We start from the raw sequence: 19,197 nt of genomic DNA, 5'->3' as shown, positions 1-19,197 counted from the left end.
GCCTGTCGCGGATCGACTGCGGTCATATCGTGGATCGGCCGAGCGGTCGGCAGCTCATCTCAGTCCCAGTCGCCACAGTGAGGTCACTTCGGCGCTGCGGGCAGCGTGGAGCGCGTCGGCGGTATCAGCGGCGCGGGGATGGCGGGGCACCGTGTCGATGCGTTCGAGCACGCGCAGTCCTGCCGCCTCGATGCGTTCGCGGAGTTCACCTGAGGGCCTGAGGCCCAATCGTTCGGCGAGGTCGGAGATGATCAGCCATCCCTCCCCAGCCGGTGTGAGGTGGTCGGTCAGCCTCTCGACGAAGCGATGGAGGACAGCGGAGTCCGGATCGTAGATGCCGATCTCGAGTGCCGAGGTCGGCTGGGCCGGCAGCCACGGCGGATTGCACACGATGAGGTCGGCACGACCAGGCGGAAACAGGTCGCCCTCGATCACGCTCACATCGGCACCAGGACAGAGACGGTCGAGGTTCTCACTGGCGCAGGCGACGGCGCGCGGGTTGATGTCGGTGGCCACCACTGTCGCAGCGCCGCGCCGCAGCAGGATCGCGGCGAGGACTCCGGTCCCCGTTCCGAGGTCGAATGCGGTGCCGGTCGTCCGCGCGGAATCCGTGCCGATCGACACCGAACCGGCATTCCTTCCCCACGGCAGGGGCGTCTGCGCGACGAGATCGAGGTACTCTCCCCGCACAGGCGAGAAGACGCCGTAGCGCGGATGGACGGAATCGCCCAGAGCCGGGATCTCGACTCCTCGCAGCTGCCATTCATAAGCGCTGAGCACTCCGCCGAGTTCGGTGAGCGACACGCAGACCGGTCCGTCGGCCGGGCCGTAGGCGGCGCGGCAGGCGGCGGCGACGTCGGGGGCACGGCGCAGGGCGAGGTCGAAGTCCGGGCCGAGCTCGACGACGACTCTGCCGAGCAGCCGGGCCCGCTGCTCGATGGCGTCACGTTCCGCGAAGAATGACAGAGCGGGGTCGAGAGCAGGGCCATCGCTGTCCCCGGATCCCACGAATTGGTCTCTGCCCCGTCTGTCGCGGGCTCGACCCCGGCCGCCGCGACGGCCGCCGGAACGTCGACCCCCTGGGGTTTCACGGTTTCCGCCTCGGTCGCCTCTGAGCCGACGGCTCATCGCCTGGACGAGTTGACGGCCGTTGTGGAAGTCTCCGCGCCACAGCAGTCCCACTCCGGCACGTGCCAACCGGCAGGCTTCGTCGGCGGTTGTCTCGTCTCCGATGATCTGCACAGTCGCGGGAGGCGGCGCCCCGTTCTCCGAATGCCAGTCGGCTGCGCGGCCGATGCCGTCCTCGGTCCAGCGGATCGTCGTCAACGGGTGCTCCCAGAAGGTCGGTGGTGAGTCATCTCGGCTGCAGTCGGCACCGCTCACACGACGAGCAGCGGGATCTGCAGCTCCTGCTCCGTGGTGGAACCGTGGTGACCGATGAGAGCCAGCGCCGAGGCGGATTCCACGTCCGAATCGACCACGGCGAAGCCATCGGTGCAGATGACGAGGAAATCCCCGATCCGCGGATGGACGTGCGGGGCGACAGGACCGAAATAGCCGCGGTCGATCGCCGAGGCCTTCGGCAGGATGAGTCCGCGGTCGCCGAGCGTCTCCTGCCAGACCGCGAGCACGTCCGCCTCCGCGCCCTCGGCGGCGTAGAGATGCAGTGCGCGCGGCTCTCCGCCGACATGTCGCAGGCCGGCCTTGAGCTCGGGGAGCTCAGCGAGGTCGAAACGGCGTTCGTGGTCGACGTCGACCATCCCGTGGTCGGCGGTGATGAGCATGGTCGCGTCCTGCGGCAGGTCGGAGGCGAGTCGGGACAGGGCGAGATCGACGCGTTCGAGCTCTTCGGTCCAAGCCGCGGAGTCCGCACCGTGCACATGACCGGTCTTGTCGAGATTGCCCCAATAGAGGTAGACGAGGCGGCGGCCCGGAGCCTTCGCCTCGGCCAGGGCCTGGGCACAGCGCTCCTCCAGGGTCTTCGAGTCCCGGAATCTGCCGCCGCGCAGCGAGGCCCGGTTGAGGCCGCGTCCGGCGAACTTCTTCTCTCCGAGGCTGACCACATCGATTCCGGCGTCGGTGAGGCGTTCGAAGAGCGTCGCATCGGGGACCCAGGCGACGGGGTCGACGTCGAGGTTCCACGTCAGCTGGTTGAACACCGCATCCTTCTCCGGGTCGAGGACGCGGTAGCCGACCACGCCGTGGGCGCCGGGCAGGCGGCCCGTGGCCAACGACGACAGAGAGTTCGCCGTCGTCGACGGGAATCCGGCGGACAGGGTGCGGCGTGTTCCGGCCTGTGCCCGGAAGAAGGGAGTGTATCCGCTGTAGCGACGCAGCTGCTGCTCCCCGAGACCGTCGATGAGCACGACGATCGTCGCCCGGGACTCCCGGTCGAGTCCGAGCGTTCGCGCACGATCGGACATCGGCACATCGAGTGCGTCGGCCGCACCGAGGCTCAGCGCTGCGGCGGGAACGACATCGGAGAGCATGGGACCCGCATAGTCCGGGGGCCCCAGGGGCCCAGCACCGGATGGGAACTGCTGCCTTTGACTCGTCGAGTCCTCGCTCATCAGCGGCGCGACCGCAGCCGGGCGTGGAAGACTGCGGCACGCAGCTTCCCGGCGAAGTCGGCCATTCGGTCGACGGCGGCCTGCCCTTCGGCCTCGGCCGAGACCCGGAGCATGACATCCTCGGCGAAGATCGATCCACCGTATCCGTGATCGCCCATGCAGTTCGGATCTCCGCAGGTCTCGGGGAAGGCCTCGATGCGCTTCGACGCGCCCCAGGACATGGTCAGCGAGACCTCGACGGGCTTGTCGCCGGGCTTGTAGGCGGCGGGATCGGCGAAGGTGCGGCCGACCATCACGGTGCCCAGGCGATCGAGTTCGATGTCCTCGCTGCTCGTGACGGCGCGGGGTTTGGCGCCGGGTTCCGCGTTCGGATCGTCATCGACGTGAGCCAGCAGGAGCCGGGTCTCGGTGAGGACGAAGGCGGTGACATGCCGGTGGATGGATTCGATGTCGACATGTGTGTCGATGTGGACGAAGTGGGCCAAGACCGGTTCGTCGTAGAGCGAGTCGGCGAGGATGCCCTGAGTGAGCTGGGGATAGTAGCCGGCCGACTGCAGATCGTGAACGAGAACTTCGGGTAATGCCATGCCCACCATTGTGCCCCACTCCTCTGACTTGTCCCAGCGAGGTCGGCCATATCCGGACGCCCGACGCATATGCTGGGACCATGGAAGACTATCCTGCCGGGTGGGAAGCCGATGTCGTCCTCCGCGACGGCGGCACCGCCCACCTTCGCCCGATCACCCCTGACGATTCCGCTGCTCTGGCCCGCATGCACGAGGCCCAATCGCCGGAGTCCGTCTATCTGCGCTTCTTCGCTCCGCTGCCCCGGCTTCCCAAACGCGACCTCGACCGCTTCGTCAACGTCGACCACCACGACCGAGTGGCGCTGATCATGCTCATCGGCGACGACATCATCGGCGTCGGCCGCTTCGATCGGATCAGCGACACCGACGCCGAGGTGGCCTTCAACATCGCCGACGCCCACCAGGGTCGCGGGGTCGGTTCGATCCTGCTGGAGCATCTGGCCGCGGCCGCGCGCGAATCGGGGATCCGGCGATTCACCGCCGAGGTGCTGCCCCAGAACCGGTCGATGCTGCAGGTCTTCCAGGCCGCCGGCTACGAGGTCTCGCGCGGGTTCGACGACGGTGTAGTGGCCGTGAAGTTCGACATCGATCCCACGGCGCGGTCCATCGAAGTGCAGGCCTCCAGGGAACACAGGGCCGAGGCCCTGAGCGTACGCACGGTCCTCCACCCCACCTCGGTGGCGGTGATCGGCGCCAGCCGCAAACGCAACTCCACCGGCCATCTGCTCATCCGCAACATCACGGCCGCGAAGTTCACCGGCGACCTGTGGGTCGTCCACCCCGAAGCCGATCAGATCGCCGGCGTCCAGGCCTATCCGAGCCTCGCCGATCTGCCGGGCAAGGCCGACCTCGCGGTCATCGCCGTGCCCGCCGAATCCGTCACCGAGGTGGTGAAGGACTGTGCCGTGCACGGGGTCAAAGCCGTGCTCGTCATCTCCTCCGGATTCGCCGAGACCGGTCCCGAAGGGGCCGAACTCCAACGCCGCATGGTCGCAACCTCCCGCGCCTACGGAATGCGCGTGGTCGGGCCGAACTCCTTCGGACTGGTCAACGAGGCCGCCGACATCTCGCTCAACGCCTCTCTGGCCCCGTTCCTCCCGGCCTCCGGAACGCTCGGGCTCTTCAGTCAGTCCGGAGCCCTCGGCACCGCCCTGCTCGCGGCGGCGAAGACACGCGGGCTGGGCATCTCCACCTTCGTCTCCGCCGGCAACCGCGCCGACCTCTCCGGCAACGACCTCCTCCAGTACTGGGAGGAGGATCCGGCCACGCAGACCGTCGGCCTCTACCTCGAATCCATCGGCAACCCGCGCAAGTTCTCGCGCATCGCCCGTCGAGTCTCCCGCGTCAAACCCGTCGTCGTCATCAAGTCCGACCTCACGGGCCGGGAGCTTCCGCCCGGACATATCGTGCGCACCTCGTCCCTGGCGCCGAACACCCTCGACCAGGTGCTCGAGCAGGCGGGAGTGATCCGCGCGGATACGATCCACCAGCTCTTCGACCTCACCCAGGTGTTCTCGACCCAGAAGCTGCCCGCAGGCCGCCGGGTCGGGGTCATCGGCAACTCCGCGGCGATGAGCACCCTGATCATGCAGCGCGCCCGTTCCGAAGGTCTGCGCGTCGACACCGAGCCCGTGTCCCTGCACCCCGAGGTCGATGCGGAGACCTTCCGGACCGAACTCGATGCGATGTATACCCGCGACGACGTCGACTCGGTCATCGTCACCTTCACTCCGTCGGCCGGTGCGGAGGAGACCGAGATCGCCGGCCTGCTGTCCGAGTCAGCGGCACGATCGGGAAAGACCACGGTCGCATGCTTCCTCGGCATCCACGGTGTCCAGGACGAACTGACCACGTACCTCACCGATGAGGCGGGCAGCCGGGTCTCCCACACCGTCCCCAGCTACATCGGTCCTGAAGATGCCGTGTGGGCTCTGGCCAGGGCCACGGACTATGCCCGGTGGAGGGCCGCCGACCACGGGCGCTACACCGAACTCGATGACATCGATGACAAGAAGGTGCGGACGATCATCGACGCAGCCCTGGAAGGGGCACAGCCGGGCTCCCCCGTCAGGCTCGAACGCGACGACGTCCGCGACCTGCTCAGCGCCTACGGAATCGAGGTGCTTCCCTACGTCACGGCCTCCTCGGTGGACGAAGGAATCGCCGCGGCTGAGAAGATCGGGTATCCGGTCGCCCTCAAGGCTGTGACCACGGTGCTGCGGCACCGGATGGAGCTCGGCGGTGTGCGCCTGAACATCGACACCCCCGAGGAGCTCGCCGAGGATTTCACCGCGATCCAGGAGACCATCCGGCAGCTGGCCGGTGAGGATGAGCCGCTCGTCGACGTCCAAGCTATGGCCCCGCATGGTGTCCCCTGCGTCCTCCGCGCCGGTGAGGATCCGCTGCTCGGTCCGCTGCTGGCGTTCTCTTTGGCCGGGGACACCACGGAGCTGCTCGGGGATGTCGCTCATCGGGTCGCCCCGATCACCGACAAGGAGGCCGGGGACATGATCCGGTCGATCAAGGCCTCCCCGCGGCTGTTCGGCTATCGCGGTCTGCCGCCGATGAACATCGAACCGCTGCGCAATGTGCTGGAGAGGCTCGCTGTGCTGGTGGAGAACCATCCGCAGATCCTCGAGCTCGTCATCCACCCGATGGTCGCCACAGAGACCGAGTCGCATGTGCTCAGCGCCCACGTCGACCTCCTGCCCGACCCGACTCGGATCGACAGCACCCGTCGACTGCTGAGCTGAGACGGTTCGGAGCAGACACCCGCCCAGCTGAAAGGAGAATCCACGCCCGCCGCAGGACGCCTTCGAATTTCGGTGTCCCAGCGCCATATTGGCGCGTCCTATACCAATTCGCAGACTTGACGGGTAGTGTCTGTATCCGTTCACCACGAAATGTTATGAATTCGTGTTTTAATGGATGGCCGCTCCGGCGGCCATTGTCTGTGGCCAGTCACTGGTCATCCACCGTCCCAAGCGTCCGCATTCAGCGGGTGTCCCATGAGAGCGAGGCCTCACAGTCATGATTTCGCGCAGAGACGTCGTCACCGACTCCGCGATCGCCGTAGTCGCCGAACAAGGAGTCCGCGGACTCACCCACCGGGCAGTCGATGCACTGGCCGAACTGCCGGTGGGGTCGACTTCGAATGTCTACCGCACCCGCGATGCCCTGATCACCGGAATCATGGAGCGCATCGGTGAGCTCAACTCCCAGCAGCTCGAGCGCCTGCCGGAGCTCGTGCGTGCTCCGGGCGCGGACGCGATCGAGGTCGCCATCGACTTCTGCATGAACTGGCTGACCACGGATCGCAATCGGTTCTACACAATGATGATGCTCAGCTTGGATCCGGCGCTGCCGCCGGAGGCAGTGATCGCCAAGGAGAAGAACCTCCGTGCGATCAGGGAATTCATCATGCGCTTCGCCGGCATCGACGCCGAGTACGCGCAGCGGGTCAACAGCTCGGTCGCGGGCATGATGGTCAGCGAACTCGTCGCCGGCACCGCTGAGCGTTCGCATGTCGAGGCATACCTCAAGGAGTTCTTCCAGTGGCTGCGCAGCGGCCGCGACAATGCCTGAGCTCCGACACGAACCCTCCGGGAACGCCCGATTGAGCAGGAGTTCGCAAATCGAACGCTAGAATCGACGGGTGCCCTCTCCCGCTGAGGTCAGGCCTCGGCGCGGGCGGGTGTTCGAATCGAACAGTTCGTGCGTCAAAGGAGTTCCATGCCCGAAGGCAGAGTCATCGAAGTCGACGTCTCCTCAGAGATGGAGAGTTCGTTCCTCGAATATGCGGTCTCGGTCATCCACTCCCGCGCACTGCCCGATGCCAGGGACGGCCTCAAACCCGTCCAGCGTCGCATCGTCTACCAGATGGGCGATATGGGACTGCGCCCCGACCGCGGACATGTGAAGTCCTCGCGCATCGTCGGCGATGTCATGGGCAAGCTCCACCCGCACGGCGACACCGCGATCTACGACGCCCTCGTGCGCCTCAGCCAGGGCTTCATCATGCGTGTGCCCCTGGTCGACGGCCACGGCAACTTCGGCTCCCTCGACGATGGTCCCGCTGCCCCGCGCTACACCGAGGCTCGACTGACGACCGCGTCGATGCACATGATCGCCGGGCTCGACGAAGACGTCGTCGACTTCGTGCCGAACTACGACAACACGCTCACTCAGCCCGAGGTCCTGCCCAGCGCCTTCCCGAATCTGCTCATCAACGGCGCCTCGGGCATCGCCGTCGGCATGGCCACGAACATGGCCCCGCACAATCCCGGCGAAGTCATCGCCGCCTGCGCCCACCTCATCCGCAATCCGGAAGCCGGACTCTCGGAGCTCATGCGCTTCATCCCCGGTCCGGATCTGCCCACCGGCGGGCGGATCATCGGCCTCGACGGAGTGCGCGAAGCCTATGAGACCGGTCGCGGGACCTTCCGCACCCGAGCCACTGTGTCCATCGAGAACATCAGTGCCCGCCGCAAGGGAATCGTCGTCACCGAGCTGCCCTACCTCGTGGGTCCGGAGAAGGTCGTGTCGAAGGTCAAGGACGCGGTCGGGGCGAAGAAGCTGTCCGGAATCGCCTCGATCGATGACTATTCGGATCGCAAGAACGGCATGCGTCTGGTCATCGGCGTGAAGAACGGCTTCAACCCCGAGGCGGTGCTGGCCGAGCTCTACCGCCAGACTCCGCTCGAGGAATCGTTCAGCATCAACAACGTCTGCCTCGTCGAGGGGCAGCCGCGGACCTTGGGACTGCGCGAGCTGCTCATGGTCTATCTCTCCCATCGCATCGACGTGGTGCGCAGGCGCACGGTCTTCCAGCTGCGCAAGGCCAAGGATCGGCTCCACCTCGTCGAAGGTCTGCTCATCGCGATCCTCGACATCGATGAAGTCATCCAGCTCATCCGTTCCTCGGACGATGCAGCCACGGCCCGCACCCGCCTCATGGACGTCTTCGAACTCTCCGAACTGCAGGCGACCTACATCCTCGACCTGCAGCTGCGTCGGCTCACGAAGTTCTCGCGTCTCGAACTCGAGGCCGAACGCGACGAGCTGAGGAAGAAGATCGCCTACCTCGAATCACTGCTCGCCGATGAGGCGAAGCTGCGGGAGCTCGTCGCCTCGGAACTGGAGTCCACGGCCGAGGTCATCGGCTCTCCGCGACGCACCGTTCTCATCGAGGGATCGATGAAGGAGCTGACGGCCAAGGGCAAGAAGGCTCCGGCGAACCTCAAGATCGCCGATTCTCCCTGCCGGGTGCTGCTGTCGACCTCCGGACGCATTGCGCGCACCTCGGATGCCGCTCCGCTGGCACGTGAGGGTCGCCGCTCCAGCCATGATGCGCTGGTCTCGGAGATCGTCACCACCACTCAGGGCAAGGTCGGCGCCATCACCACCACCGGTCGACTGCACATGGTCGACGTCGTCGATCTGCCCGCCCTGCCGCCGGCCGCGGCACGGCCCAATGTCGCCGGCGGTGTGAAGATCGCCGAATATGCGGCGCTGGAGAAGAACGAGAAGATCATCGGTCTGATCGACCTCGACCGGGAATTCGTCCTCGGCACCGCCGACGGCGTCGTCAAACGCGTGTCGGTGGCCGGTCGGCCGAACAAGAACGAGTGGGAAGCCATCACCCTCAAGGGCAAGGACTCCGTCGTCGGGGTCGCCCAACCCGAGGACATCGACGACTCCCTTTCCGTATTCGTGACCTCAAATGCTCAGCTGCTCGCCTTCGACGCCTCCGGTCTGCGTGCACAGGGCTGGAACGCCTCGGGTGTGGCCGGAATCAAGGTGGCCGCCGAGGCGAAGGTGATCTTCTTCGGAATGACCCCGAAGGCGGCGAAGACCGACGAGGACGGTGCGGCGGACGCCGAGCTCGGCAGCTTCGCGGTCGTCACGATCGCCAGCGGTGAGAACTTCTACGGTGCCCCATCGTCGTCGATCAAGGTCAGCGAATTCTCCGAGTTCCCGACCAAGGGTCGCGCCACCTCCGGCGTGCGCGCCCACAAGTTCCTCAAGGGCGAAACCGAACTGTCGCTGGCCTGGGTAGGCGACTCTCCGCAGGCCGCTGCCACCGCCGGCGGTGCACGCACGCTTCCGGCCGAGCTGTCCCGTCGCGATGGGACGGGATCGCCGTTGGAGTCGAAGATCGATGTCATCGGCACCCTGCCCCGCCTCGGCGGCGCCGAATCCGCCGACCGTTCCCCGGCGGCCGACGATGGCAGTTCGGCTGAGGCTGCAGCCGACGCCGAGGCGAACGCGGATTCCGCGTCCGGCACCGTCGAAAAGAAGCCGAAGTCCGGAGGAAAGCGATCCGCGGGCAAGGAACAGCGGGGACAGCAGGGACTGGCGACCAGTTTCGATGAACTCGATCTCGACCTCGACGAGGCCAAGGACGAGATCGCGCGGTCGAAGTTCGACACCGAAGGCGCGGTGATCGTCTCCCATGACGAGGACGACGAGGACGACGACTCCGCCCTGTTCTGAGCTCGCGGCCCGGCTCAACGGCTGGGCCGGGCCCCGCCGGTCGGCACAACGGCTGGGCCCACCACCTCGGTGCTGGGCTCAGCCGTTGGTCACTGGTCTGAGTTCTCGGGATCGTCGTCGAGGTCGAGGCGCATCTTGGCTGCGGTGCCGCGCTTCATCTCACCGATGGCGGTGTCGCCGAGTCCGTGCAGCGAAATCGAATCGCGCGGTTCGAAGACGTAGTCGTCGGAGGCCGAGAGCACTCGCGCGGTCTCCTCGTCGGTGAAGATCGTCCCGGGATCGGCCACGGCCGTCAGGCGGGCGGCGAGGTTGACGCTGGAGCCGAAGATATCGCCGAGGCGGGAGAGCACCCGTCCCCAGACGAAGCCGACGCGCGCCTGGGGCAGGTCCTCGGCGGCGGTGACGCGCTCCATCAGCGTCATGGCGATCTCGGCGCCGGCCAGCGGGGTCGAGGCGGCGAAGAACACTTCATCGCCGACGGTCTTGATGACCCGTCCGCCGCCGGTGGCGACGATGTTGTAGGCCATGCCCTGGAACTCCTGGACCATGTCCGCCAGCTGCCGTGGCTCCATCTTCTGCGACAGGCGGGTGAAGGAGACGAGGTCGATGAATCCGACGGCACGGGCCAGCGGCATCGAGGAGTCGTACCAGCCCTGCCGGTTGTCCATGGCCAGCCCGTCGGAGACGTTGACGTTGAGACGACCCATGACGTCGGCGAGGTTGCGCCTCCAGGAGTAGGTGAGCATCTTCTGCAGCGGGTCGATCATCTCTTCGACGACGGCCAGGGCATCCCGGCGAGCTTCCGGATCGGTCAGTCCCTTCTCCTCGGTGAGGAATTCGACGAGGGTCTCCATCTGCCAGACGACGAGGCGGTCCGTCGTCTGGCCGATCGCCCGGGCCAGGGACAGCGCGGTGGTCTGGTCGATGAGTCCGTCGGCGACGGGCTTGGCCCAGATCCGCAGGGCGTGCGCATCGCTGACGGTGTAGGCCTTATCCGTCGGCTTCGCCTGGGACATGCCGAGTGCCCGCCACATCTTCCGGGCCGAGACCGTGGAGATCCCGCCGAGTTTCGCGGCCTCCCGTCGGTCGAGGACGCGCTTGCCGTCGAGCAGGATCTCTTCGAGTCGTTCGGCCGCGGTCCGGGTCTCATAGATCGTGTCGTCGAAGTCGGGACCGTCCGCGTCGAGAGATCCGTCGGCGTCGTCCTCGTCGATGATCGGCAGCGCTGTGGTGCGCGGATCCTCGCGCAGTCCGCTGAAGAAGTCCTCATCGACATCGATGTCCGGGTCGGCATCGGCGGCATCCGCATCGGCAGCATCCGCGGGGGTTGCGCCTGGATCAGCCGTGACCTCGTCGGCGAGCTGCGCGCCGACCTCTCCTGCCTGAGGAGCGGACCCTGTCAGACCGCCGACAGGTTCGTCGTCATCACCGACATCGCTGACGACTCCGCCGTCACCGAACTGATCGTCCGCGTTCGCCTCGCCGTCCTCGACGGCGACGGTGTCAGTGGAACGGTCGTCCGCCTCGGCGCGGGATCGCGTCTCACCCTCCCCCTCCGGGACTGACCTCATCGGAGCGTCGGAATCCGTGCGATTCGCCGCATCACTATTCGCTGCACTCTTCTGAGAGCCTGGATCGGCCTGGGCCTGCGCAGCCGTCTGCGGATCACGACCGGTCTGCGGTGTCTCACCGTCCGACTGAGTTATGTCGTCAGACTGGTGACCGTTCGTGGAGGAGTCGTCGGCGGCTGCCACCTCCGGTGTGCCTACACCTTCCGGTTCGACGATGTCGAATCCGGCGGTGAAATCCGAAACCGCCATCAGTCTTCGCTCCTCTCCGCTGCGGTCGGGGACGTGGCCGGACGCAGGTGGTGGACGTCTCCGGCGCTTAAGCACACCTGGTCGTCGATGATGAGGTCGGCTCCGGCATCCAGCCCCGTGGCGGTGCCGATGATGTCGGAACCGTCGGGCTTCTCCACCCGGACCCTCGATCCGAGCGTCACCATATGATCACGCACTCTCCGCGCTGTGCGGCTGTCGCGGAAATCCTCATCTCCATAGTCGACCAGCTCTCTGTAGCAGGGGATCAGTGTGCCGAGAATCGAGACTAGCAACGCTTCATGATCAATTTCTGAACCGTCGGCTCCGGTTTCGATCGCTATTGAGCTCGCGTCTTCGCGCGGCAGATCAGCAGGCTCCAACCGGGTGTTCAGCCCCATCCCCAACACGATCTGCGGTCCGCCGGCCAGGGGTTCGACGCGTGCGAGTATCCCGCACAGCTTCCTGCCCTCGGCGGTGAGCACATCGTTGGGCCATTTGATCGCGGCCGGCACCCCCGCCTCGGTGACGGCGGAATGCACGGCCTCACCGGCGATGAGCGGGATCCATCCCCATTGGGAGAACCCGGCCGGGGGTGTGAGCAGAATCGACCACGTCAGCGACCGGCGGGCGGGCACCGTCCAGGTCCGGCCCAGTCGACCGTGTCCGGCGTTCTGGAAGTCGGTGCCGCGGATGGTGAATTCGGCCACGGGCGAACCGGCGGCGGCCCCTTCTCGGACCACTCGTGCAAGTTCGTCATTCGTCGACGTGCAGCTATCGTCCCAGATCAGCGACGGAAGCGAGAGACCACGGTCCGCAGCGGTGCGGCGCACTGAGTCGACGTCGACGAGGAGGGAATTGTGTTGGCTGTTCACCAGTCCACTCTAGATTCTTTTGGTGAGTGTGCACAACGAAGTCTCACGTCATCGTTATTGTGGAGACATGACGGATACTCCACGGACCACAGCCGAGCGCATCGACGCATTCACCCAGCGCCGAGAAGCAGCCCACACGGGCAATCAGCGCTCGGTGGACAACCAGCACAAGCGCGGCAAACAGACCGCCCGTGAACGCATCGACGCTCTCCTCGACACCGACTCCTTCCAGGAGATCGACGAATTCGCCCGCCATCACAATCACCAGTTCGGGATGCAGGACAACCGCCCCGACGGTGACGGAGTCGTCTGCGGACTCGGCACGATCGAAGGCAAGACCGTCGCGGTCTTCGCTCACGACTTCACCGTCCTCGGCGGATCCCTGGCCGAAGCCAACGGCCGCAAGATCGTCAAGGTGCAGAAGCTCGCTCTCAAGCTCGGCTGCCCGATCATCGGCATCAACGACTCGGGAGGCGCCCGGATCCAGGAAGGCGTCGGATCGATTGCGCTGTTCGCCGAGATCTTCCGCCTCAATGTCGCCTCGTCCGGAGTGATCCCCCAGATCTCGCTCATCATGGGTCCCTCGGCCGGCGGCGCCGTGTACTCCCCCGCACTGACCGACGTCACGATCATGGTCGATCAGATCAGCCACATGTACATCACCGGCCCCGACGTCATCAAGACCGTCACGGGAGAGTCCGTCGGCCATGAAGAGCTCGGCGGCGGACGGACGAACAACACCGTGTCCGGAAACGCGCACTACCTGGCCTCGGATGAGGACGATGCGCTCAACTATGTGCGCGATCTGCTTTCGTTCCTGCCGCAGAACAACCTCGACCCAGCCGATGCCGACGAGTTCGAGTCCGATCTGTCGGTGACTCCCGAGGACGAGGCGCTGGATACGCTTATGCCGGATTCGCCTTCGCAGCCCTACGACATCCTCGACGTTGTCACCACGATCCTCGACGACGGCGATTTCCTGCAGGTCTCTGAGCTCTTCGCTCCGAACGTCGTCACCGGCTTCGGCCGCGTCGAAGGTGTGAGCGTCGGCGTCATCGCCAACCAGCCCATGCAGTTGGCCGGCACCCTCGACATCGACGCCTCGGAGAAGGCCGCACGCTTCGTGCGCCTCTGCGATGCCTTCAACCTGCCGATCCTCACCTTCGTCGATGTGCCCGGGTTCCTGCCGGGCACCGACCAGGAGTACGGCGGCATCATCCGCCGCGGCGCCAAGCTCATCTACGCCTACGGTGAGGCCACCGTTCCGCTCGTCACCCTCATCACCCGCAAGGCCTACGGCGGCGCGTACTGCGTGATGGGGTCGAAGCAGCTCGGTGCCGATATCAATCTCGCCTGGCCGAGCGCGCAGATCGCGGTCATGGGTGCCCAGGGTGCGGCGAACATCGTCTATCGTCGGAAGCTCAAGGCCGTCGAAGAGGCCGGCGAGGATGTCGAAGCGGCACGTGCCGAACTCATTCAGGACTACGAGGATGCGCTGCTCAACCCGTACCTGGCCGCCGAGGAAGGCTATATCGACGCCGTCATCAAGCCGAGCGAGACCCGCAGCCGGATCGTGCGTTCCCTGCGTGCGCTGAAGAACAAGCACGTCGACGCTCCCGCGCGCAAGCACGGTAACATCCCCCTATGAGCGATGATCTGCAGACCGACGCCGAGGCGAACCTGCCCGGCGAAGTCGACGTCGAGGTGGCCGTCCCCGGTGAGGCTGCTGCCGTCGAGGAGGGCGGGGCTTCGGCCTCAGACGGGGCGCTGCGGGTGCCCTCCGTGGAGGGACGCTCACAGGTGCGCGCCGATGACGGAGAACCGATCAGCGACGAGATGGCCAGTGCGGCGGCCGTTGCCGCGGTCGTGGCGATCCGTCAGGTCGCGATCGCCTACGCGGCCCAGCAGGCCAGCGCGGAAGCCGAGTCCGAGACCCGCAAGGGCGATCGGGCGGGCTTCCGGGCTCCGCGCCGCAATGTGCGCAAGCGCCTCCCCCAGACCTGGGACCAGCACCTGGGCCGCTGAGGCGCGGCCGGCCCCGGCCTTCAACGGGCCCCCGTACCCGGGTCGGACTCCCGTACCGGCGGCGGACTCCCGTACTGAGGTCGGACTCCCCTGCCTACTGTCGCCTCAAACGGCAGCGGCGACCAACGGTCCTCTGTTCCAGTCTGCTGTTTCTCTAGTCGGCTTCTTCGCGGAAGAGCGCACGCAGCTCGTCGAAGAGTCTGTCGACCACTGGTCCCGGATCTCCGTCGACTCGTCGCATCCGGGTGAATGTCGCCTTGAGCGCCATCATCGCCAAGGCGGCGACGGCTTCGGCTCGCGGGGAGACCTCGATATCGTCATCGGCATAGTCACCGGAGTGAGCCCCCATGACGTCCACCGGCGCCGAGGGGGTCCCGTCGAGTCGGCGTTGGATGATCTGCCGGAAGAGCCGTTCGTTATTGCCCATCCGTGACATCTGCAGCGGTATCAGCGACGGGTCCTTTTTGAGCATGAGATGGTACTGGTGCATATCGTCGCGCTTCTCCATCCGTGTGGCGACGATGAATGCGAGCAGGTGTTCGAGGTCGGCGACGAGGCGCCCGTGGGGTCCCCCGGCTTCGAATTCCTCGATGGCCGGTTGGTCCTCTTCGTCGAAGACGGTGTCCGCGCGACCGAGCAGCGCTTCGTCCTTCGACGAGTAGTAGTTGAAGAACGTCCGTCGGGAGACTCCGCAGCGTTCACAGATATCCTCGACGGTGACATTGTGATAGCCCTTCTCCAGGGCCAGGTCGATGGCGGCACGGCGCAGAGCCTGCCCGCGTTCACGCTTCTTGCGTTCGCGCAGTCCCTCGACCGGCGGTGATGCTTGGACCTCTGAACCAGAACTCATGAGAACAGTATTGCAGTCGCCGCATTTTCACCGGAAATGCGCCGAGCGCCCGTCTCGAGCTCAGTACCCGAGTTTCGCGTTCGTGAGCACCGGAACCGTCTCCGCTGCGGTGTCGGCAGCGCTGAGGTCGATCTCGACGATCTCGAGTCGTTCGGCACCGTCGAGTGAGTTCAGCACCTTCCCGAGGGGGTCGGAGACCAGGCTGTGGCCGACCCCGGTCGGCCCTTTCTCCGGAACCGGGACGCCGGTCACTTCGGGATCGGCTTGCCCGAGTGCGGCGATGAACATATTCGAGTCCAGGGCACGGGCGCGGGCGAGGATCTCCCACTGTTCGGCCTTGCGCGGTCCCGCTCCCCAGGAGGCGGCGACGACGGTCAGGCGTGCGCCCCGCCGGCTGAGTTCGGCGAAGAGCTTCGGGAACCGGATGTCGTAGCACAGGGCCAGGCCGATGTCCTCGCCGTCGACGGTGAAGAGCACCGGCTCCTCCCCTGCTTCAACGGTGTCGGACTCCTTGAATCCGAAAGCGTCGTAGAGATGGATCTTCGCATAATCGCTACGCCCGCCATCAGGGGAATAGACGGCGAGCAGGTTGATGACCTTTTCGTCCGTGGCCGCGAACTCGCCGACGACGACGGTGATTCCGGTCTCGGCGGCGAGCTCGCTCAGCGCGGCCCTCCACGATTCGAAGTGCTCCTCGGCGACGGTGCGCAGACCGGATCCGAACGCCGACATCGTCGCTTCGGGAAAGACGACGAACCGTGCGCCTGCCGCGGCGGCCCGGCGGGAATAGGAACGGACCTTCTCAAGGTTGTCGGCCACCTCGGTGGTGGTGTTGATCTGAGCGAGCGCGAACTTCATTCTCATCCTCCAGTCCTCGAGTCGGTTATTTCCAGCCTATCGCGCCCACCCCTCCCCAATTGCTACCTGACGGGGGCCTAGCAACCTCGCGCGAGGTTGCTAGGCCCCCGTCAGGTAGCAATTAGAGGGGTCAGGTGAGGTATTCGCGGCCGGGGCGACCGCCTCGGCGACGTCCGTGCACCCACACGTACACGCCGATGGCGACCACGACGAGCCCGGCACAGACCAGGAACATTCCGTTTCCGCCGGTGAACGGGTAGAGGAATCCGAGGACGACCGGGCCGATGCCGGACCCTGCGTCGAGGAGGAGGAAGAAGGACGCGGTGGCCACGGGAACGCGGCTCATCGGCACGGATTTGACGGTGATGGCCTGCATGCACGGCATGAGGGAGCCGAAGCCGAGACCGATGAGCACTCCGGCCAGGACGATCCCCGTCATCGTCGGCCACAGCGCCAGCAGAACATTGCCGGCGATGTCGGCGATGAAGACGGGGAAGATCACCGCATTGTCGCCGAGGGTGTCCTGCAGCCGTCCGACGAACAGACGGGCGAACAGGGAGGCCACGGCGAAGGCGACGAAGAACAGGGACGCTGCGGAGGCGACGCCGTGTTCGGCCGCATAGCCGGCGAGGAACACCAGCGCCGCAGCGTAGGCGGTGCCGGCCAGGAGCATGACCGAGCCGATCCGCAACCCGTCCCGATCGACGAGGGTGCCGAGTTTGAGATGCCATTTCGTGCGCCGCTGATAGTCGCTGATCTCCTGCACGGGCAGCCGGATGAGGAAACAGCAGATGAGTGCGAGGACGGACATGAACGCCGAGGCGACGAAGAGCATGACGAAGTCGAACTCGCGGGGCAGAATGACGCCGAGGTACGGCCCGAGCGCCGTCGACAGGGTTGTCGCCGTGCCGAAATATCCGGTGCCCTCTCCCCTGCGGGAGGCCGGGATGATGCTCTGGATGGCCGTCATGATCGCCGTGTTCCCTGCGCCGAAGGCGATTCCGTGGACGATGCGCAGCGTCAGGAGCAGAGTGAGGTCGCCGGCGAAGATATAGGCCAGTGAGGCAAGCACGGAGACCGCCATGGTGATGATGAGCAGTTTGCGCCTGCCGATGAAGTCGAGATACTTCCCGGTGAGCACGCGAGCGACCACGGCACCGACGACGAACGATGAGGAGGCGAAGCCGGCTGCGGCCTCACCGGCGGAGAACCGCGCCACCGCGTACCCGGCCATCGACGTCATGAGCAGGTAGAAGACCATCGACATCGAGAGGTTGAGCCCGATTCCGACGATGAAGTCCTTCGTCCACAGCTTCGCTCGTGCCACTGGAGATCGGTCTCACTTTCTGCTGCCTGCGGGGAACAGTGACACATTAGCGGGTTCGCGACGATTGCGTGGTCCGGTCCACCGCGGATGTGACCCAGCTCGCGATAGGGTGGTCATCATGACTGTGAAGAGAACCCCCTCCGCCGTCGATGCGGTCGCTGAAGACTACGTCGATGACATGCTCGCCCTCTCCCCCTCTCTCGCCCTCTACCTCGGACTCGACGGTGCACAGGGCTTCGACGACTTCTCGCCGGCCGGACTCTCCGCGCTCAATGACGTCACCGTCCGGACGCTGGCTCGCCTCGATGATGTCGCGGACCGTTCCGACCTCGACGATGTCGACCTCGTGACCATCGATGCGATGCGTGATCGCCTCTGCGTCGACCGGGACTACTTCGCTGCCGGGATCAAGCACGCCAGCCTCAATGTCATCGAATCTCCGCTGCAGCAGGTCCGCGACGCCTTCGACCTCATGCCTACGGAGACCGTGGCCGACTGGGAGACGATCTCGACCACTCTGGCTGCCGTGCCCGGCTCGCTGGCCGGATACCAGGAGTCCCTGGCGATGGCGCGCGAAAACGGTCGCGTCGCCGCCCGTATCCAGGTCGAGAAGGTCATCGAACAGGCCCGTGCCTTGGCCGAGCCCGGCAGCAACTTCGATCGTCTCGTCGCCGGTGCCGATGTTCCCGACGCTCTGCGTTCGGATCTCGACACCCACGCCGAGGCGGCCCGCAAGTCCGCCTCGGACCTGGCCGAATTCCTCGGCGAACAGGTGCTGCCCGCCGCCGGAGACGACGAAGCGTGCGGTCGCGAAGCCTATGCACTGTATTCCCGGGACTTCCTCGGTGCCGAGGTGGACTTCGACGAAACCTATGCCTGGGGTCTCGAGGAACTCGAGCGCATCGATGCCGAGCAGCGCGAAGTGGCAGAGAAGATCATGCCCGGCGCCGACCTGTTCGAGGTCATGGACGCTCTCAACAACGACCCTCAGCGGACCCTGCACGGCGCCGAGGCGCTGCGGGACTGGATGCAGGGTGTGGCCGATGAGGCGATCCGCGAACTCGGCAAGTCCCATTTCGACATTCCCGAACCCGTGCGCACGATCGAGTGCATGATCGCGCCCTCGGCCACCGGCGGCATCTACTACACCGGCCCCACCGACGACTTCTCCCGCCCCGGCCGCATGTGGTGGTCGGTGCCCGAAGGCGTCACGGACTTCGCCACCTGGCAGGAGAAGACCACCGTCTACCACGAAGGTGTGCCCGGCCACCATCTGCAAGTCGGTCAGGCCACCTACGTCTCCGACACCCTCAACCGCTGGCGCCGCCTCATGTGCTGGGTGTCCGGCCACGGTGAAGGGTGGGCTCTGTACGCGGAGAAGCTCATGGCCGATCTCGGGTTCCTCGACGACCCCGGCGACTATCTCGGCATGCTCGATTCGCAGCGGCTGCGTGCCGCCCGTGTCGTCCTAGACATCGGATTCCACCTCGGACTCGAGGCACCCGAGAGCCTCGGCGGCGGGATCTGGAACCGGGAGAAGGCCTGGCAGTTCCTCACCGACAATGTGGCCATGGACCGGTCGTTCCTGGCCTTCGAGCTTGATCGCTACCTCGGCTGGCCCGGGCAGGCACCGAGCTACAAGATCGGTCAGCGGCTGTGGGAGCAGTACCGTGATGAGGCGAAGGCGGCGGCGGGTGCCGATTTCGACCTCAAGGACTTCCACACGCGGGCGCTGGGCCTCGGCTCGGTCGGGCTCGATACTCTGGGCCGTGCCATGAAGCGCTCACAGTGAG

14 protein-coding genes are annotated in these 19,197 nt (G+C 66.0%); 6 read left to right on the top strand and 8 right to left on the bottom strand.

Annotated elements, in window-relative coordinates; genetic code table 11:
• Nucleotides 1-54 precede the first annotated feature (54 nt).
• The 3 genes from AC3CD9_RS03430 to AC3CD9_RS03420 are packed head-to-tail and all read right to left on the bottom strand — an operon-like array spanning nt 55 to nt 3,157.
• Nucleotides 55-1,326 (bottom strand): methyltransferase, encoded by a 1,272-nt coding sequence (locus AC3CD9_RS03430; RefSeq protein ID WP_488366301.1) that lies wholly within the window; start codon nt 1,324-1,326, stop codon nt 55-57.
• A gap of 53 nt (nt 1,327-1,379) precedes the next feature.
• Nucleotides 1,380-2,570: an alkaline phosphatase family protein gene (locus AC3CD9_RS03425; protein WP_488366300.1), complete on the bottom strand. Its 1,191-nt coding sequence runs from the start codon at nt 2,568-2,570 to the stop codon at nt 1,380-1,382.
• Nucleotides 2,570-3,157: a DUF5998 family protein gene (locus AC3CD9_RS03420; protein WP_101546592.1), complete on the bottom strand. Its 588-nt coding sequence runs from the start codon at nt 3,155-3,157 to the stop codon at nt 2,570-2,572. The genes AC3CD9_RS03425 and AC3CD9_RS03420 overlap by 1 nt, the downstream gene beginning before the upstream one ends.
• Before the next feature lie 80 nt (nt 3,158-3,237).
• On the opposite strand from AC3CD9_RS03420, the gene AC3CD9_RS03415 reads away from it, so the two are divergent.
• The 3 genes from AC3CD9_RS03415 (at nt 3,238) to AC3CD9_RS03405 (ending at nt 9,652) form a co-directional block, all read left to right on the top strand.
• Nucleotides 3,238-5,910 (top strand): bifunctional acetate--CoA ligase family protein/GNAT family N-acetyltransferase, encoded by a 2,673-nt coding sequence (locus tag AC3CD9_RS03415; protein ID WP_488366299.1) that lies wholly within the window; start codon nt 3,238-3,240, stop codon nt 5,908-5,910.
• A 277-nt stretch (nt 5,911-6,187) separates the two neighbouring features.
• Nucleotides 6,188-6,742, top strand: a complete 555-nt coding sequence (locus AC3CD9_RS03410) for a TetR/AcrR family transcriptional regulator (RefSeq protein ID WP_488366298.1) — start codon at nt 6,188-6,190, stop codon at nt 6,740-6,742.
• Nucleotides 6,743-6,889: 147 nt separating this feature from the next.
• Nucleotides 6,890-9,652 (top strand): DNA gyrase/topoisomerase IV subunit A, encoded by a 2,763-nt coding sequence (locus AC3CD9_RS03405; RefSeq protein WP_488366297.1) that lies wholly within the window; start codon nt 6,890-6,892, stop codon nt 9,650-9,652.
• Nucleotides 9,653-9,741: 89 nt separating this feature from the next.
• Here AC3CD9_RS03405 and AC3CD9_RS03400 read toward each other — a convergent pair whose 3' ends face one another.
• Nucleotides 9,742-11,472: an adenylate/guanylate cyclase domain-containing protein gene (locus AC3CD9_RS03400; protein WP_488366296.1), complete on the bottom strand. Its 1,731-nt coding sequence runs from the start codon at nt 11,470-11,472 to the stop codon at nt 9,742-9,744.
• Complete coding sequence (locus AC3CD9_RS03395) at nt 11,472-12,344, bottom strand: biotin--[acetyl-CoA-carboxylase] ligase (protein WP_488366295.1); 873 nt, start codon at nt 12,342-12,344, stop codon at nt 11,472-11,474. Before AC3CD9_RS03395 ends, AC3CD9_RS03400 begins: the two co-directional genes overlap by 1 nt.
• A gap of 67 nt (nt 12,345-12,411) precedes the next feature.
• On the opposite strand from AC3CD9_RS03395, the gene AC3CD9_RS03390 reads away from it, so the two are divergent.
• Nucleotides 12,412-13,992 (top strand): acyl-CoA carboxylase subunit beta, encoded by a 1,581-nt coding sequence (locus AC3CD9_RS03390; protein WP_488366294.1) that lies wholly within the window; start codon nt 12,412-12,414, stop codon nt 13,990-13,992.
• Nucleotides 13,989-14,369 carry a hypothetical protein gene (locus tag AC3CD9_RS03385; protein WP_488366293.1) on the top strand — a complete coding sequence of 127 codons (381 nt, stop codon included), beginning with the start codon at nt 13,989-13,991 and terminating at the stop codon, nt 14,367-14,369. The genes AC3CD9_RS03390 and AC3CD9_RS03385 overlap by 4 nt, the downstream gene beginning before the upstream one ends.
• A 154-nt stretch (nt 14,370-14,523) precedes the next feature.
• Here the strand turns inward: AC3CD9_RS03385 and AC3CD9_RS03380 are convergent, their stop codons facing one another.
• From AC3CD9_RS03380 to AC3CD9_RS03370, 3 genes are all read right to left on the bottom strand, one after another.
• Entirely contained in the window at nt 14,524-15,219 is a 696-nt protein-coding gene (locus AC3CD9_RS03380) for a TetR/AcrR family transcriptional regulator (protein ID WP_488366292.1), read from the bottom strand.
• A gap of 60 nt (nt 15,220-15,279) precedes the next feature.
• Nucleotides 15,280-16,083 (bottom strand): nitrilase-related carbon-nitrogen hydrolase, encoded by an 804-nt coding sequence (locus tag AC3CD9_RS03375; RefSeq protein WP_488366291.1) that lies wholly within the window; start codon nt 16,081-16,083, stop codon nt 15,280-15,282.
• Nucleotides 16,084-16,207: 124 nt separating this feature from the next.
• Nucleotides 16,208-17,404 carry an MFS transporter gene (locus tag AC3CD9_RS03370; RefSeq protein ID WP_488366290.1) on the bottom strand — a complete coding sequence of 399 codons (1,197 nt, stop codon included), beginning with the start codon at nt 17,402-17,404 and terminating at the stop codon, nt 16,208-16,210.
• A 118-nt stretch (nt 17,405-17,522) separates the two neighbouring features.
• Between AC3CD9_RS03370 and AC3CD9_RS03365 the strand changes: the two genes are divergently transcribed.
• Nucleotides 17,523-19,196, top strand: a complete 1,674-nt coding sequence (locus AC3CD9_RS03365) for a DUF885 domain-containing protein (RefSeq protein ID WP_488366289.1) — start codon at nt 17,523-17,525, stop codon at nt 19,194-19,196.
• Nucleotide 19,197 lies beyond the last annotated feature (1 nt).

The organism is Brevibacterium sp. MGP-B1 (genome assembly GCF_057766545.1).
This window is presented reverse-complemented; position numbering and strand designations above follow the sequence as displayed.